Raw genomic sequence first — 18,011 nt, forward strand, 5'->3', positions numbered from 1 at the left:
TATAATAACCCGCCGTGTGCACGCAGGCTTGAAGCAGGATTCTCTTATGCTGAATCAGAACTTTAACGTAGCTGAAACCATGTCACGGGTAATTATGGCTAAGTTGACTACCCAGGTAGGTAACTACCAGCGTTCGGTGGGTACGGTTGTTTCTGATGTCAGGTTAATGGCGTTGAAATTGGCTGGCTACTCTGTAGAATCCGTATATACTGAGTATGAGTCAGCCATGATCGGTGACAAGCTGAGGGATGAACAGGCTTACGCAGCTAAGATAAAGAACCGTATGCAGTTGCGTGATATGGGCATCATAAGCCAGCAGGACATGGCGCAGGAAGTAGGGTACGAGGAACCACACGCAGAACGTAACGTAGATTATACTGTACCGTCTTTGGAAAAGCAGGCACAGGGTAAACAGGCGGTACCTAAAGACCCGACCAACCCGGCAACTACCGTTGACCCCGCACAGGCGCAGGACCCTACCGCATCGGGGGCTACTGCGTATAATGCTACGTTACTATACCACCGAATACACCGCGGGGCTGATGAGTTCGACTATGGGGATGAATGTACCTGCGGAGAGTGCGACCACGTTATCTCTTATGCAAAGGACAAGGACAAAAAGAAAAAACCTAACATAGACGATGCGATAGCTCTGTATCAAAGTGATGTGAACTATGAGTACCGTCAGTTGATAGATAGGGCATCACTACGCATAGTTTCAGAGTTAGAGGGCATAGGTAATGGTGTTACTGCTGAACAGTTGACAGATAAGGTATTTTACATTTTATACAGTGAATGGGATGCCACATTCAACCAAGCCCAACAGAAGCATATAAAGAAATGGGTACGCAACATTTACGATATATTCAGGAGAGATTCTGAGGGTATATTCGGAACTGCTACTGATGTTAAGCCATCATTCGACCTGTTCGATATACGGGCACTGCAGTACTTTGAGGATAGTGACAATTTTTATTTAGGTAAGTTCATAACGGATACGGACACCCGCAGGGCGGTGACTGAATTTGTTAAGCAGGCTTACCTGGTAGACGGTACCCCGATAGGTAAGAACCCGCAGGCCATTGAGAACTTTAAGGATGGTTTCAGGGAACTTATGTACCTGGAAGATTGGAAGATACGCCGGATAATAGATACCTCAGTTAACCGTATGCGTAACACGGGGGCATTGTCTTATATGCAACAGGCGGGAGTTACTTCGTTCAAGCGCATAGGTATCAGGTCGGCTAATCAGTGTCAATATTGTGCACATATGGATGGTCAGGTATTTTCTGTACAGGAAGCATACACAGCCGTTGAGAAAGCTATGCACGGTCAACCACAGGCTATAAAATATGATCTACCATTCGTTACCTCAGTGTACGGTGGGCGTGATGGCGTTGAAAGGTTCAAACAACTTGCCCCGGCACAGATACAGGCATCCGGAATACACATACCACCGTCACATGGGCATTGCCGCTGTGTGATAGTAGCTGTTTTATAACTATATTTGCTGTACGCACAGTGCACAAGCACTCATTCCATTACCCCCTTCGTATTCATATGAAGGGGGTCAATTTTTTAAATAATTAATTGACTTAATTTTTTTACTACATTTGCATCATGGCATTCTGTTTAAGTGATATGTATAGTTCTGTAGACGCTTCGTGTGAGTTCAATGCTTTCATGTCGGAGGCTACGAGGTGTGAGGGAACTACCCGCCCTAAGATAGTTATAGGGTTGACTCCCGATAAAACGGAATGCCTGGAATTACAGCCCATAGAAAGGGGCGGGCAACTTGAAAATGTACTACGATGATACTACTACGTCCCCGAAAGATACTTACAGCTAAACTTAGTTTTAACGCAGTACTTCCACACCCCGAAACGGTGAGTATGCAGCGTTCGGGCGTTCCTATGGGTATGCCGAGCCGCGTAACTACTGAGGAGTTTGACAGAATACGTGCAGAATACGGACTATTCGGTGGTAGTGCTGGCACCAATAAGTTCTACGCTGATCTTAAGCTGGAAGATATAATGCCGAAAGCTGAGGACTACGTAAATATACCCATGCGTTTTATATCACAGGCCATAGTAGGCGGTGGTAGCTGGAAAGCAACAGATTTCAGTACGCCCGGCGTGTTGGAAGCATCGGTGCAAAGGTTAGGGGGTAAGCCCATGTTTACTGAGCACGACCAAGAGGTACTTAACGCAGTAGGCCTCATAGCTAACCCGTACTGGGAATCTGCTACGGGCACCGGTGAACAATTCGTACCCGGCGGCATATCGGGTAATGCCATGGTAGATTATAAGTCTAACCCGAGGCTTGCCCGTTTGGTGTTATCAGGTGCTATTTACTCATCCTCTGTTACCGCTACGTTCAATTTCGAGGCATCGCATACTTTTAAAGATGCTGAGGAATTTTTCCGCAATGTAGGTACCATCAGTAATTCCGATAACAAGATGGTAAGACGTGTCGTTACGGAGGTGCTGGACTACGATGAGAGTTCTTTCGTGTGGTTAGGTGCTGACCCGTATGCTAAAACAAAAGCACCCGATGGTACATTACGTAACGTAGATCATAAGTCGGTGTACTTCTCCAAGGCTGATACCGTGTCATATGATAAGGCAGACAGCAAGGAGATGAAAGAGTACACTGATGAAAAAAGATTGCATATAAATTTTGCAATTCCGCAAACAGTTCTATCTTTGTCGAAAGAAAAAGTAACTACACAGTTTTCTACACAAACACCAAAAGAGGTCAAGATGAATAAATTTGCTATAGCTTTCATAGCCACCTTCGGTAAATCACTCGGAATAGATTTTGAAGTAACCGAGGAAACTCAGTTAACGGATGACCAAGTAAGTAAACTTACAGAGGGTCTTACCAAGTTAGGCATCAAAGATCCGGCAGCCCCCGATGCGGTGAGCTTCGTAAACAGGCTGTTTGTAGCTAACGATAAACTGGAAGCAATAGCTGCAGCCCCCGCTACGTTGTTGGCTAATAAAGGTGAGTTTGTGGCTGTACCTAAGTCTGAGTACACAGCACTTGTAGACAAGTCAAAACTTGCTATGGATGCTGACACTAAGCAGGCATTGGAGGAGAGGGCTACCATGGGTGATAAGCATATCGCATTCCAACGTTCTGAGTGTGAACGTCTGTACAAACTGTCACTGGGTAAAGCTGAGCCTAACCAGGCTGTGCTTAAGAACATACAGGATGCTAAGGCTGACCTGTTGGAAGGTATGTTACAGCAGTACGGTAAAGAAGCTGTTCAGAAAACAGCAGCGTTCTGTACGCACTGTAACAGCGGTGAGCATATTGACATGCGTAGCACTGTTGATACCAGTGAGGGTAAAGGTGATCACAAAACGCCTGATAACGCTTCGTTTAGCGTAGCGGCAATGCGTGACAAGTTTAACAGGACAACACTTGTCCCGACAACTAAATAATTTTTACTATTTTTACAACCAATACGACTAACGTCATTTTATAATAACAAAATTTAAAACACACAATCATGGGCGCAGATTACGGCTTAGGCAACGGGGTAACACGTAAAGAGATTCGCGAGAACTCGTACGCTATATGCATAGGTTTCCCGTACACATCAGGTACTTTCGCAAAGAACATGATGGTAAAACTTAACAGTAACGGAACGGTATCACCCGTAGCTGCTGTTACAGACCGCCCGTTAGGACGTGTTTCGTCAGATTGGGATGGTAACAATGAGGATCATGTACGGGTTATTGTTCCGTTCATAGCTGAGCATACTGCCTACGCTGACGGTGACATAGACGAGAATGAGTTCTTGTCATGCAGCGGTTATGACACTACATCGGGACTGCCCAAGTATAAGGTAGCTACCGTAGGTGACTGGGTATCTGCTGTATGTAAGTCAGGTGCATCAGATACTACGACAACCGGTCGCGTAGGTATACTTTACCAACCGTTCCAGTTGGGTGATATTTTGGAAGCACAGGCCAACATAGCCGTGATAGGTACTGAAACCAACCTGGTAGGTGTGGATGGTAGCGGTAGTAACGCCGCCCCGTTGGTTGAAACGGAAGCACGTCTTGACGCACACCAGGTTAAGATAGATGCTATCATAACAGCACTTGTGGCCGCAGGTATCATAGCTGCCCCGTAATTAACTGACTTAATTTTTTAGGTTACTTATACTATTTTTAAAGCAAAAGATAAAAAACACACTCTTATGTCACATACGTCACAGACCAGTTTCGAGCAAACTACGGATACCGTCAGGGGGCTATTAAAAGATGACCCTGCCAATAAGGGCATTGAGTTCGGTAAGTATAAAGCACCGCAGAAAGGTTCTAAGACCTCGATTGATCTTACCAACGCTGTGATGCGCGATATGCCCGAAATGGTTAAGGCTTTGGACGCTATGCGTACCGGTAACGGTGAGGAAAGGCCTGTAGATATATCTTTATCGGAGTTCGTGAATGAACGCTATGGCTTTGCTACTGCTGACAATTCCGGGGTATCTGAGGAATTTTTCAGGTCTATCGGTTTGAACCCGTCACGTCACACGCTGCAGTATATGACGCAGATGAGTGACAACAATGAGGGTTACCGTTGGCTGGTGGCTGAGGTACTGCGTGAACCTATCAGGTTAGGTTATCGCCGTAATCCACTCTACCCAAGCATCATCGCTATGGAGGAGAACATCGCACAGCCGAGTATCAAAATGCCTGCTATTGACATGAGTGATGCTCGTGTCACTAAGATAGGTGAGGCTGAGACTATCCCTACGGGTACCCTGGCGTTTAACCAAAAAGAAGTTAAGCTGCACAAACTGGGTGTAGGTCTTAAGCTGACTGATGAGGTTATCCGTTATACATCGCTCAACCTGTTGTCTATATTTATGCAGGATATGGGCGTACAGTTGGCAATGGGTACTGACTACCATGCTGTGAGTGTTCTTATCAACGGTGATGGCAACTCTAACGGTGCGCCGGTTGTAGGTGTCGCATCCTCTGGTACGCTGACTTATGCCGACATACTCCGTATGTGGATATACATGGGGGCTGCTGGTCGTATGCCGCAAAGCATACTGTCTAACATAGACATGGCTATGACAGTACTTGGCTTGGATCAGTTCTCTAGGCGTGACTATATGCGCTACGGTACATCTGATACAGCGGGTATTAACTTGCGTACACCTGTTCCGCAGTCGGCTAACTATGACGTACACGGGGCTATGCCTGCGTCAAATCAGATAATGCTGATAGACCGCAACAGTTCGTTGATTAAGTTCAACTCATCTGCCCTGCGCATGGATACAGCGCGTATCGCAGAACGTCAACTGGAAGGCGCATACGCTACGTTGACTACAGGTTTCGGTATACTGTACCGTGACGGTCGTGTTATCATAGACAAGTCACTGGCGTATAGTTCTTACGGTACACCGTCTTGGATGGATGCCCTGGCATTGCAAGCGGCTGCTGCCTACAATGAGCAGTAATAGTATTTGTTAATAGCATAAAACATTTGTACAATGAGTAAGAACAGTGATTTTATATACTTAAGGTTGACCGATACGGAGACAACTTTCTATGATGCCGTAACCGGCGTGTCAATAGTCAGGGATCGTATAGCCAAGGTACCCGCCCGCGCTATGGGTAGTTTCGCCCCACAGATAAAGGCTGGCATATTGGTTGATCTGACCACCGCTAACGGGCAGTCTTTGTGGGAGAAACAGAACCCCGGGGAGGCCACTGAGCAGGCAGCTATCGAAGCGTCTGCTGAGGGTACAGAGGATACAACCGATGAGACGGTTGAGGATACTGCCACGGGTGCTGCTGATGGTGCGGAGGAGGAAGCGTCTGTTGAGGACGAACCAGCCGCTGAAACACCTAAAGCAAGCACTGCAGGTAAGCGTACCGGTAGGTTCGGTGGTAAGAAAAATTAAGCTACACTTACTTTATAAATCGGAAAAAGCCCTCATACGTGAGGGCTTTTTTATTTACCTTTGTTGTATGCCAAGCACAGATTACAGAACATCCGACCTGACAACCGCCGATATGGTATTTAATCGGTTACCTTATTTAGATGACGGGGATGCCGGTACGGTAAGTACGGTAAATTCTTTCATATTTGAGGTAATGCACGACCTTGAACCATGTTTCCAGGTAGGGGCATCGGACGCTGATAGGGTAGGACAGGAAACCTATTACACGGTTGTTATGCAAAGCATCATAGCCGATGTAGTGGCATGTTATCTGCTTATGTACAGGTCTATTCAGAACGCCGAGGGTACTTCGGGGTCAACGCCTACAACCCGGTATCTGAAAAGGGCTAAAGCGGGGTCTGCTGAAACTGAGTGGGGGCAATTCTCCGTCAAGGATGGTGTGGGTATGTTCGCTAACATAGATACTACGATAGCTTACTACAAGACGAGTGCAGCACGCCGCGCCCGTGGGTTAGGTTGTATACTTGATGTATGCACCGATTGTACCACTGAGGAATCAGCTAACGGCCTGTATCCAATTATTGTACTAAATAGCTGCGGTTGTTCATGAGTGACTTACTAACACCATCCGATAGGGCTGAGATACGTGCTGCATTGCGGGATGTATCCGATACTTTTAATAAGACTACCATTACCTATAAGAAGTGGGTAGGTAGGGCTACCCGTTTCAGTTCGGGGGATTCAACTTACACTGACTATTCTATATTGGCTTTGGTAGAATACGGTAATTTGGAAAGCGGTAGGTTTATCATACAGGAGTCGGTCAATGATTCGGGTAAACTAAATTCTGCCTCGGTTCGTATAACTATGAATGTGGATTACTTGAATAGTACACACTCTTTGTGGGATGGTACCAACAACGTAGCCCTAATGAACTACGGGGCAGACAGGTTATTCATAGGTGACCAGGAGTATGACATAACGCAGCTTACTTACGATGGCCCACTCGAAGCAAAACCCATTTTATGTATCATCTATGCAGACCCGAAGCCTAATGTTGCTTAATGAAATTATCCGCACATAAGGTAGGTAACTGGAACTCGTTTTCGTTACTGGCAGCCAACCTGCATAAAGAACTGGCCAACGCCCGCATGGTAGTACTAAAACGATGGGCACTTAAGGCTGAGGGTATAGCTAAGGAATTTCTGAACAGCCAGGAACTTGCGCACAATGGTACGTGGCTGCCTTTATCTGTATACACCCGTCAGCGTAAAGCACGGTTAGGTTACCCCGATGATACACTCATAGAGACTACTACTTATTTTCAGGCTATAACATCATTTGTGGTGGGCGATACCGCTAATGCGGGGGTAAAGCGCGGCAAGACGTACCCTAATTTCAAATCAGTTACCACTGCATCCGGTAAGCATAAGAAATTAAAGTCTCAGGAAGGTAATGTCGGCAGGGAGATAGCTACTATAGCTAAGTGGCAGGAGTTCGGTAACGCTGTACTCCCCGCCCGCCCGCTTTGGCAGCCTACATATAAACGGGTTATGGTATGGCATCTGCAGCATAACGATTACAAAAAAGTGGCGATACAGATGCTTGTGAATAAATACCAGGTAGTTACTACCGGCGGTACGCCTAAACCTGTTGGTAGCATATCCAAATACACATTAAAGTAGTATATTGCAGCATGGTAACAGCAGTCACATACGGGGAACTTGACAGGATGTTTGAGGAAGTACTCAGACGCGCCGTAGTAGCTGCCGGTTATTTACCTGACGTGGCTTCTTATATCGGGGACCCCGCAGGTTATGAGGCTGCCAAGGCATCCCTTAAAACTTCATTAGGTGCTAACGGCAGACTGATAGAGGTATTCGGTCCCGGACCGTGGGATAATTATATGGATAAGGCTTCATGCCGCATAGTGGTTACGCGGGAGGGTTCAGCCAAGGGTACCATAGGTGGGACTAATGAGGTGTACTTCACCGCGACATCGGGATCGGGCGCATCGGCTGTTTATTCAAAGTATGCTTACCCCGATGCTACCAATCATGTAAGTTATAGTATCAGGGTAATAACGGACAGTCTTGCTTATGATGAGATAGCTTGCGGGATAGTAGACAAAGCACTCGGTAACAGGAAGTATATAGCTACAGTAGACGCTTCGGGTAACGATACCACCAGTAAGGCCCTCGTGTGTTTTGAGGGGAATGTTGACCTGAGTAGCACACATTTCATGGAGCGCATGTACAGATACCAGGTCAAGGATATATTCATGCAGCCAGCTACACTTATATCATCCGATATACCTGCGTTGACCGAGATAAACCCGGGGCTGTACTTGGGTAATTCTACGGATAGTGTAGACATGTCGGGTGATCCTGATGTAGAATTATCGTACGATACCCCCGCCCCATAGTAAATTAATTCAATTAAAAATACCTGCGATAATAATATTTCTTATATTTGCATCAAGCACTCAACAAAATTTAAAAACACATGGCTACAAATCCAACGGGTAGACCACGGGTAGATATACCGGTAGTTGATTATTCCATACTATACAACACATACGCTAAGGGCGTAACCGGGTTTTTGGGAGTTACGGAGCGCGGTGAACCGAGTAAGGTGTATTCCATAAACTCATGGGCTGAGTACCAGGTTTATTTGGGTGGGCTTATTTCGGGTAACTACTTCCCTTTGTACTGTAAACGTGCATTGGAGCGCGGTGCTAAGTTGCGTATCGTACCTGCAGGTAAGTATACTAATCCTACAGATAAGACTACACTGTCCGGTACCAAAGCGGCCCTTACTATAACGCAGTCTACCGCGTCAGCCGCCGGAGCTACAACCGCTATTACGGCAAGTGCTAATGCATCTGCCGATGGTACGGTGACGCTTACTGTGAAACGTCCGAACGCCGCCGATGTGGTTATAGCATCCGCAGTAGCCATTACAAGCGGTGATACACCTACGGCAATAGCCGCAGCACTTGAATCAGCGATAGATGCCGGTACGGGTACCCACGGTTATTCATCAGACGATACTTCTGCCCCGCAGTTGGATATAACAGCCCCCGCCAGTTTGGGGTCATGGGGCAGTAATTTACAGCTTGTGGTAACCGTTACGGGTGGTGTAACATTTAATTCTTACCTGGTTAATTTCTCAGGAGGTAATTATGCCAATACGAGTGGTGCGGAAGCCGTATTCACCGCAAAGGCAAAGGGTACGGGGTACAATAAAGTTACTGTTGCCTGTACACACACAAATGATCCTGATTATGTTGACCTGACCGTCAGCATATCTGATAGCACAGCCCCGACAGAAACTTACAGGAATGTACCAAGATTGGGTACATCATCTGCCATGGCTACTAAAGTGGCTGAGATACAAGCGGCTTCCATACTACTGTCAACCGTAGAGATAGACAGTGCGTTCGTGTTCACTACGTTCAGTACCGCACTTACGGGTGGTGCTGACGGCACCGCGCTGGTGGCTAATGATTATGCGGGCGATTCATCCCAGGCTACTAATATGCACGCATTCGATGCTGATGTGGACATCACTAAGATATGCGTACCTGCCATAGTCGATGGTACACTCGCCAAGTCTGTAGCAGACTATGTAGATTCCCGCGGGGATATTATGGGTTTGCACCGCACGCCTATAAACGTACCACCCGCAACGGTGTTGGAATATCGTAAGGGTACGGGTGCTTATTCACACACGCCTATAAATAGTTGGGCTAACCTGATGTTCACTGGTGGGTTGGAAGTAGTTAACCCCGCTGACCTTACTAACGTTGAAATATCTGAGATAGCTGACGTAGCAGGTATCATAGCTACTAAGGACAGTCAGTTGGGCGAGCACTACTCGTTTTCTATTGACGGGATCAACACCGTTAGGGGGGCTAACAAAGTACTGGTAAATGTCGGCACAGGTGCTTACGCCGCACAGGCAGACGCGTATAACGATAACGGCATCATACCTGTTATACAGGATGCTACAAAGAACATAAAGGTACAGGGTAATGCTACCCTGTACACCACGCCAAGCCTGCTGCAGAAAGCGGAGGTAGCTGAGCTTATTATCTACGTAAAAAGGTCACTGCGTACAATACTTCCTGCATCTATGTGGAAACCTAACGACCCGCAGACATGGCGTGAGATATACAGGCGCGTAACACCGTTCATATTCAGTCTCATCCGTAACCGTGCGTTATGGAACAAAGAGGAGGATGTTGACCTGTGGTACCAGGGTGACCAAAACGTATCATCTGTTGCTGAGGCGGTGGTTAATAACTCTGCCGATATTGACGCGGGTAAGTATACGGCACGTATATTCCTGCAGCCTAAAGTAGCAGTTAAATACATAGAAATGCCGCTGATCATTGCCAATAGTTCAGTAGACTTCGGTGAATTGCGGGAGGTGGTATCTATTTAACATATTTTGAGTATTCTATAATATAACGCATAATGGCTAACGTAAGTAACGCACAAAAGAGCTTTAATTGGTTGATAGAGGTTAACGGGCTGAACTCTTTCCTGGCTCAGAAGTGTAATGTACCATTACCCGAAATAGGGGCAGTATCTCACGGTGATACCAACTACGATGTGAAAACGGCGGGTAGGATAGCTTTGGAGGACATGGTATTGGAGAAACTTGTACCAGCCCCCGGAGGTGATTCATGGGCAATGACATGGTTACAGACCGCCCGTAACATGGCCACAGGCGGTGGTGCTTTACCTCTTAATTACAAGGCCACGGTGGTTGTACGCGAGCTTTCTGATGACGGTGTTACTATCCTGCGTTCTTTCGTATATACGGGGGCTTGGGTGCGTAAGGTAGAACATTCAGGATTGGATCGTACTTCTGAGGATAATGTTATAGAGACGGTGACCATATCCGTAGACCGGGTAACACAGATATAACATACTACATTTTTCATATGTAAACACCTGTTAAAAATAAACAGGTGTTTATTTTTTTTTGTTACCTTTGGTTACATAAAATGGAATTATGCACACGGTAAAACTACTAAGCGGTATCCCCGCCGTAATCACAAATTTAGGGGGAAAGGAACAGCGTATACTTACTGAGGGCAAACAAGGTCCGACACCCGACAAGATGAACAGGATGTTATTGTCTTTTGTAAAGAAACTCGGGGACGTGACGTTATCTGACCTGAAAGATGATGAACAGTTGAAACTGGTATCCGGGTTATTATCCTGCGATAAGCAGAAATTGTTTATAGCGGCACGGGCGATAACCTATGAGTCCGACCCTAATTATATATTTACCTACGATTACACCGACACGGCAGGTAAGAAGCGTTCAAAGGAAATGCAGATGGACCTGACAGATGGTGTCCCCGAATTTACTGCCAAGAAATTTGACCCATCGTTAATAGCCGGTAGGTCGATAAGTGACCTGCGCATGAACTGGCAGAGTATTCGCGACACCGCCGAGGACTTCGATTGTATGACAGTTGATGAGGCGAAGCAGGCAGCGGTTATGGAGTTTGATGTACCCATTAAGGATGACCCCGTTATAACGGGCGGGCGTGTAAGTATATGTATGATGGGAGAGGCCGGGGCTACTTATATGCAGACGGTGAAACGTTCAGAGATAAGCTCGCATACGCTTCTAATGGCACGCACCCTACGACATTATGTAATAGGCAGTGACATACCCATAAACTCCCGTATAGCCGATATTGATAAAATGCATCAGCTTAACCTGGAATACATAAGACTGGTGCTGCGCATATTTGAGGGTAAGGTAGAAACAGTTGTGGAGTTCGATAAGCCGGAGGATGACAACAGTCTTGGGGAGGGGGCTACCGTACAGATAGACCTGTTACAAGAACTATCTTTTTTCTTCCTTTCGGGTCAGATGTAGACGATATGTATTTTTACCTGACGGTGGGACAGGAAGGGTTGCCGCTTAGTCTGACAGAGTTCGAGGGTATGAGTTTGGGCAGGATACGTACTTATATACGGCTTATGGATGAGCATTACAAGCGTATAAAAGATGCTTACGATGCTGCCAGGAATGGTAAGCCTAAAAATTAAGTCAATTAATATTAAAGGGTGTCGCAAAAACAGACACCCTTTATGCATAAAATACCACAGGTAATGTAACTTTACAATATGAGATTCACAGACAGCGGTTTAGGTTTTGGTATCGCATTTTCCTTGTACGATAACTTCTCGCACACTTCCCGTAAGATACAGGGGGAAATGCGCAGGCTGGAACTCGGGGCAGACAGACTACACGGGCAGGTTAACCGTAGCATGGCTATGGCAGCGGGCGGTGTAGGTATGCTGTTCACTTCTTTCCTGGGACTTAACCAGTTCATAAAGGCTGCCAAGATAGATGCCCGTTTTCAGATGTTGGAGTTCGGTATTGAGAACTTTGTACAGTCTGCTGTAAAAGCTCAGCAGGTTATAGCGGGCATAAAAAAGGACGCACTGCAGAACCCGGTGTTTGAGTATGATGCCATGTTGGAAGCCAACACTATGCTCATATCAGGTGGTGTAGCATCTGAGCAAGCTGCCCGCATAGTAAAAAATATGACAACCATCATGTTTGCTACGGGTAAGGGTAACGAGGAACTACGCCGTATGGGTGTCAACCTGCAACAGTTGGCAATGGGAGCTTTCAATATGCGGGACGTTATACAGTTCGGTTATGCGGGTGTGCCGTTGATCGAACTGTTCAAGCGTTACCTGGGTATGGATATTACGAGTAAGGGGGCAGCCTCAAAACTCACCGTAGACATGGTAGATGAGGTGCTTAAACGTGCCACAGCTTCGGGAACCGTATATGCTAAGTCATTACAACGGGTTATGGAGACGGTGGAAGGTAGGATACGTATGCTGCATGAGATGGTGAATTTCAGTTACCGTGAGGTAGGTAAGGCCATACGTAGGGAGACTATGGGTATGTTGGAGTGGTTGGCTAAGGTAATGGGTAAACTGCAGTCTTTTCTACAAACACCGTTAGGCCAGTGGTTCGCCCGTACCGCACTTAAGGTAACGGTACTTGTTGCTGCCTTCGGTGCTTTGATACTATCTGCCGCTATACTCAGGTGGTCATTATTCGGTACAGCCGCCATGATGACCCGTAGTACGCAGGCTACGGTAATGCAAACATTGGCCACTAAAGGACTAACCGCCGCCTGGGCGAAGTTGGGTTGGGTGTTTATTAAGAGTATCCCTAAAATGATCGCAGCGGTAGCCCCGTTAGCGGCAGTTGCCGCCGGTATATATGCGGTTTACCGTGGTGTTAAGGAGTTTGATACTTTCTATGAGAATAGTGCCCTGTTACAACCTCGTACAGGGTTTATGGGTTTTTTACAGAAACTCGGGGGTGCTGTACGCTGGATGATGATGCTTTTCAGAGGGTTCGAGGTAAGTAGTAAAGGAGTGTTCGATATTGACGGTAAGATGTACCGGGCTATGGTCAGGTTAGGCATGGGTGATTGGGCACGTAATATGGCCATGTGGGTAGGCAGGCTCATATATGCATGGCGTGGTTTTAAGACGGGGGTACGTGATGCTGTCGGGTATTTTATAGGACTTATTGAGAATCTGCTTAATAAACTCGGGTTATTCCAATGGTGGTCTACGAAGGCTTCGGGTACATTAGAGGCGTGGGCATTGGTAGGTCGTAAGGTAGGCATCATACTCGGTGCTGTTTTAGGCGGTTTACTTGTATACATGGGGTTCATGATAGCGCGCACTGTTATGCTGGCAGCGGTGACACTCGTACAGGCCGGGGCGATGTTCCTGGCGTATTGGCCGATATATGTGGTAATAGGTTTGATAGTGGCAGCACTTATAACCTGGTGGACATGGAGTGACCGTACTACAAAGAAGATGACCGCACAGTGGGGTAATATGAACACAGTTGCTCAGGAATACTTCGGGGGCATGGAGAATATGGATATGGCGGGATTAGGTACTACCATGGGAACACATCTTGTGCAAGGGTTTAGTGATGCCATACAGTCATGGGATGTAGCTGAGGAACTGCGTATGATGGTGCGTAACGCATGGCGTGGGTTTTTAGGGTTCGATACTACAGGCCAGCACGGATACTGGGAATATCAGTGGATGGGGCTGAAAAATAGAGTATTCCCGTATATAGGGGGAATTATTAAGAATGATGCTAAGGCCATGGCAGGTGCGGGCTTAAGTGTTATGAACGCGGCTATGACTGCCGTTACCCCTTGGACGATGTTAGATACGCCCGAGAAAAGGGCTGAGGCTGCAAGAAAGGAAGCAGCGGCCCGTAAGTTCAACGGCCCGGGTGTTCCGTCAATACCTGTGGATTCTATGGTAGCACAGAGGCGTGATGTACTAAGTAGGTACAACGACATAATACCAACGCAGCGGGGTGATACCGTAGTGAATGTGTATCTTGACGGGCAGGAAATAGCTAAAAAGGTAGCCGTGGAGAGTATGGAACAGTACCAGTGGATGTTAGGTACACGACACTCCGAATAATACATTAATTTTGTCAGTATGCAGAAACTGGTTAACAAGGGGCTTAATACTACTTATGGTAAAATATACCTGATGGAAGCGGGTGTTGCGCCCGAACAGGCAGGTGTGTTAGAAGCCCAGTTCGTACCTCAGACGCTCAGTGACCCGCGTACTGCCGATATAGCTGCTTTGAAAGTTATAGGTAGGAACAATCCCCGTTACCAGCATACAGGGGGTGAGGATTCATTAACGCTTAACCTGGACTTTGTGGCTGATGAGGGTTCACACCGTTCCGTACTTGCTAAGATAAATTGGTTAAAGGCTTTTACATATAATGATGGCGGTAACCGTCCGGCACGCAGGCTGATATTGGCATGGGGTAATATGTATGATAAGCACCGCTGGATAGTAAAGTCTGTTACCCCCACCAAAGAATTGTTTAATCATGAGTTCGGTATGCTACCTGACAGGGCAACGGTTGAGGTGCAGCTACTCTTGGACACTGATTTCAATTGGGGGTGGGATGATGTAGCTCCCTACACCGAGCTTGGGGAGCAGGATGGTAACGACCCGCTGAGACTTGGGCCTGCCTACGAAGGACCTGCCGAAGATCAGGCATGGCGCAACATAACAAACGACAATAATTTTGAATCCATATTACGTAGATTAGTACAAAGGTTACGCTTATAATGGCTGATATAGTTACATTGAGTATAGACAATCTGTATGCCAACGCCAAGTTGTATGATAGCTTCGGCACGGGTGAGCAACTGTTACTCCGGGATAAAGTAGTATTCACACCATCGGTAGATGATAAGTGGCATACTTTGGTTGACGGGGACCGGCTTGACCTGATAGCTTGGCGCATGTATAAGGGTAAAGTAACTACCCCGCACAGGTTATGGTGGGTCATAGCTGATGCCAACAATATACATAATCCATTTGACCTGTCTGATTACGTGGGTAAAGCACTTCTGATACCGGCATACGAAAATATAAGAATAAACTAATGGCAACCGGCTACGCGTCTGTTATAAAAAAAGTAATACTCGGCACATCTTTATCGGGTGTGGACATATCTGATGATGTGAGTTACATCGTATATACAGAATCCACTAAGAAGCATAGCCATGCTGAGTTCGTAATAACAGGTGATAATGCTGCTGTAATAGCCGACATGCCCGAACTGGAAACAGGTAGGGCCATTATATTTTCATACGGGTATATACAAGGGGTTATGTCACCTTACCATCTTACGGTGATAACTGATGTAAGTATTGATTATACCACATCGGGCCTTACCTTAACTATTCGTGCACTGGATAAGGGGCTATCATTACGTAAAGTAGGCAGTAGTCGTATTTGGAAAAATATCACAACCGCGGGTATAGTTTCAGAGATAGCTGCTATGCATGGCCTGACCCCTAATTTTCAGCAGATAGGTACCCCTTTGACGTGGGGCAGTTTACCACAGCAGGGTATGGATAACATGCAGTTCCTTAAGTGGCTGGCCAAGCGGGAAACAGGTGGGGATTACGTAGTGTATATACAGGATGACGTACTCAATTTTATAACAAGACCTAAAGGAACATCGGCCATAGAGCAGGTAGCGGTAGGTAAGGATAACCGTACTATGCGGTTTACCGTAAGGCACAAGGAATCACAACCTGACCCGAATATGTCGGGCGTGTCCAAGGTGAAGGGAGGTAAAGCGTTCAGCGCAAATTCACTGGAACAGTTATCAGCGACAGGCCTGCAACAGTGGCGCATAACTGCCCGTAACGGCCTGCCCTATGTAGTTGACAGGAATGGTAACACCGTTGCCGCTGTGCCGAAGCAGGTAGTGCAGGTAGGTGATAATACGTATGCTGAAATATCTACCGATGCTACGGGTAAGCTGGTGTACAGTAACCCGGCCAAGACCCCGCCTGACGCTAAAGTGCTTGTTAAATCGGATAGTACGGTGGGTGCATTTATTGATAATTTTTTCCCGGGTAAGCAAACCCCCGCCATCAGTCCTGATATGTCAGACGATGAGGTACTGAACACCATAAATTCTGACTATAAAACGAGTGTGGAAGATGTACTAAAGGCTACGTATGTAGAAGTAGGTAACCCGGTAAGGACCATCAACCAGGTGATTACTTTTTCTAACATCATAAAACGGTACGCGGGTAATTGGATAACTACGGAGGTAGTGCACAATATAGGATCGGCTGATTACACAACCACATCTACGCTATCTAAAGATGGTTTACAGGGTAGCGGTCTTGTTCAGAATGATAAGGTTAATGATACCCCTGCGGAGGCTACCACTACACCCGATTCCCCGACAGTTCAGATAGTATCGCAAACCGGTGCAGTGACCACCACGGAGGGCAAACCAGTGATAAAGAAGCCAACAGTTATAACAACCACGGACGTTCGTAAAACAGGTAGATACAGCAAGTGATGGATATAGAAAAGAACATAAGAGCGCATGGCACAGAGTACTACGGTAAGTATTACTCTGTTTATGAAGGTACTGTAGCAGACAATAAAGACCCTGACAAGTTGGGCAGGGTGAAATTATCTATGGATATATTCGGTGGACAGACCCATGATTATTGGGCAAGACCGCGTAACCTACCTACGGGGAATACCGCCGGTATTTGGTTTATCCCCGCCATAGGCGATAAGGTATGGGTGACTTTCATAGGCGGTGATCAGCGTTACCCTATGTGGGAATATGGTAACGCCACCGACACGGGTATGTCACTCTCCGAACTATATGACGCAGGGGGTGTTCCTACGGGCATTATCATAAAGACGGTAAGCGGGCATTCCCTGTTTTTGAATGATGCTGATGGGGAAGTAGTGCTGGCACATTCAGCCGGGGCTTCTGTGACACTGGACGATACCAATGTTACGGTAACTAATGGAAGTAACAAAGTAACAGTCAGCAAGTCTAAAGTGTTGCTCGGGTCATCATCTGCGAGTGATGCCATGGTTAAAGCTACGGAACTGGATAGTTTATTGGATGCTTTGTTCAATGTCCTTAATACATTTACGGTTACTGTATCAGGTGCAGTAGGCACAGCGTCACCCGCGTCAGTTGCGGCACTGCAGGTAATAGCTAACACGCTGCAACCCCTTATTAAGTCGCAAAGAGTTTTTACGGATACTTAAAATGTTTGTGTAAATTTGTCGTATGGTGGATTTGGCATATTTAGGTAAAGCGGTTAAATACCCGCTGACTATAACTAACGGTGCTGTGGCAGTAGCTACGGGCACCGATGTCATATATGGTAGCATCCTGATGATACTTACCACACCGATAGGTACGGCATATTTTAACCCTGAGTTCGGTAGTAACATATTTTTAGTATTTCATCCGAATGATGAGGTACTGGCCCGGCAGTTAAAGGACGCTGTATATGACAGTTTAGGTAAGTGGGAGAAACGTATACGGGTAATTGATGTGCGGGTAGATCAGGGGTTGGATGCCGCGCTGGTGTATATACGCTATAAGATACTGGCAACTGACCAGGTAGATACATTTGTATATCCGTACTTTAAGAAGCGCGTGGCATAGATTAATT

The 18,011-nt window shown here is 46.5% G+C and carries 20 protein-coding genes; all 20 read left to right on the top strand.

All coding sequences use genetic code 11. The features are described 5' to 3' along the window. Positions 1–1,501, top strand: a 1,501-nt coding sequence (locus tag H6550_15845) for a hypothetical protein (protein ID MCB9047606.1), incomplete at its 5' end; no start/stop codon positions are given. 119 nt (positions 1,502–1,620) lie between these two features. Then, entirely contained in the window at positions 1,621–1,815 is a 195-nt protein-coding gene (locus H6550_15850) for a hypothetical protein (protein MCB9047607.1), read from the top strand. Further along, complete coding sequence (locus H6550_15855) at positions 1,812–3,449, top strand: hypothetical protein (protein MCB9047608.1); 1,638 nt, start codon at positions 1,812–1,814, stop codon at positions 3,447–3,449. The genes H6550_15850 and H6550_15855 overlap by 4 nt, the downstream gene beginning before the upstream one ends. A 68-nt stretch (positions 3,450–3,517) precedes the next feature. Further along, positions 3,518–4,147: a hypothetical protein gene (locus H6550_15860; protein ID MCB9047609.1), complete on the top strand. Its 630-nt coding sequence runs from the start codon at positions 3,518–3,520 to the stop codon at positions 4,145–4,147. 66 nt (positions 4,148–4,213) lie between these two features. After that, positions 4,214–5,485 (top strand): phage major capsid protein, encoded by a 1,272-nt coding sequence (locus H6550_15865; GenBank protein ID MCB9047610.1) that lies wholly within the window; start codon positions 4,214–4,216, stop codon positions 5,483–5,485. Between the two features lie 33 nt (positions 5,486–5,518). After that, the gene (locus tag H6550_15870; protein ID MCB9047611.1) at positions 5,519–5,932 is read left to right on the top strand and encodes a hypothetical protein; all 414 of its coding nucleotides are present in this window, start codon (positions 5,519–5,521) and stop codon (positions 5,930–5,932) included. A gap of 67 nt (positions 5,933–5,999) precedes the next feature. Next, positions 6,000–6,542, top strand: a complete 543-nt coding sequence (locus tag H6550_15875; protein MCB9047612.1) for a hypothetical protein — start codon at positions 6,000–6,002, stop codon at positions 6,540–6,542. Beyond that, the gene (locus tag H6550_15880; GenBank protein MCB9047613.1) at positions 6,539–6,997 is read left to right on the top strand and encodes a hypothetical protein; all 459 of its coding nucleotides are present in this window, start codon (positions 6,539–6,541) and stop codon (positions 6,995–6,997) included. Before H6550_15875 ends, H6550_15880 begins: the two co-directional genes overlap by 4 nt. Continuing rightward, entirely contained in the window at positions 6,997–7,617 is a 621-nt protein-coding gene (locus H6550_15885) for a hypothetical protein (GenBank protein ID MCB9047614.1), read from the top strand. The genes H6550_15880 and H6550_15885 overlap by 1 nt, the downstream gene beginning before the upstream one ends. An 11-nt stretch (positions 7,618–7,628) precedes the next feature. After that, the gene (locus H6550_15890; GenBank protein MCB9047615.1) at positions 7,629–8,357 is read left to right on the top strand and encodes a hypothetical protein; all 729 of its coding nucleotides are present in this window, start codon (positions 7,629–7,631) and stop codon (positions 8,355–8,357) included. An 80-nt stretch (positions 8,358–8,437) separates the two neighbouring features. Then, positions 8,438–10,381 carry a hypothetical protein gene (locus H6550_15895; protein MCB9047616.1) on the top strand — a complete coding sequence of 648 codons (1,944 nt, stop codon included), beginning with the start codon at positions 8,438–8,440 and terminating at the stop codon, positions 10,379–10,381. 32 nt (positions 10,382–10,413) lie between these two features. Then, on the top strand, positions 10,414–10,869 hold the full coding sequence (locus tag H6550_15900) for a phage tail protein (GenBank protein MCB9047617.1): 456 nt from the start codon (positions 10,414–10,416) through the stop codon (positions 10,867–10,869). Between the two features lie 88 nt (positions 10,870–10,957). Continuing rightward, positions 10,958–11,839 carry a hypothetical protein gene (locus H6550_15905; protein ID MCB9047618.1) on the top strand — a complete coding sequence of 294 codons (882 nt, stop codon included), beginning with the start codon at positions 10,958–10,960 and terminating at the stop codon, positions 11,837–11,839. 5 nt (positions 11,840–11,844) lie between these two features. Then, a complete protein-coding gene (locus H6550_15910) occupies positions 11,845–12,012 on the top strand; it encodes a hypothetical protein (protein MCB9047619.1) in 168 nt (55 codons plus the stop codon). A 78-nt stretch (positions 12,013–12,090) separates the two neighbouring features. After that, entirely contained in the window at positions 12,091–14,451 is a 2,361-nt protein-coding gene (locus tag H6550_15915; protein MCB9047620.1) for a hypothetical protein, read from the top strand. 18 nt (positions 14,452–14,469) lie between these two features. Beyond that, positions 14,470–15,120, top strand: a complete 651-nt coding sequence (locus H6550_15920; GenBank protein MCB9047621.1) for a hypothetical protein — start codon at positions 14,470–14,472, stop codon at positions 15,118–15,120. Next, positions 15,120–15,440, top strand: a complete 321-nt coding sequence (locus H6550_15925) for a hypothetical protein (GenBank protein ID MCB9047622.1) — start codon at positions 15,120–15,122, stop codon at positions 15,438–15,440. Before H6550_15920 ends, H6550_15925 begins: the two co-directional genes overlap by 1 nt. Next, positions 15,440–16,882: a hypothetical protein gene (locus H6550_15930; protein ID MCB9047623.1), complete on the top strand. Its 1,443-nt coding sequence runs from the start codon at positions 15,440–15,442 to the stop codon at positions 16,880–16,882. Before H6550_15925 ends, H6550_15930 begins: the two co-directional genes overlap by 1 nt. Further along, positions 16,882–17,598, top strand: a complete 717-nt coding sequence (locus H6550_15935; protein ID MCB9047624.1) for a hypothetical protein — start codon at positions 16,882–16,884, stop codon at positions 17,596–17,598. Before H6550_15930 ends, H6550_15935 begins: the two co-directional genes overlap by 1 nt. Before the next feature lie 22 nt (positions 17,599–17,620). Next, a complete protein-coding gene (locus tag H6550_15940) occupies positions 17,621–18,004 on the top strand; it encodes a GPW/gp25 family protein (protein ID MCB9047625.1) in 384 nt (127 codons plus the stop codon). The last annotated feature ends 7 nt before the right edge of the window (positions 18,005–18,011 follow it).

The sequence above is a fragment of the Chitinophagales bacterium genome, assembly GCA_020636495.1.
GTDB lineage: Bacteria > Bacteroidota > Bacteroidia > Chitinophagales > Chitinophagaceae > UBA5543.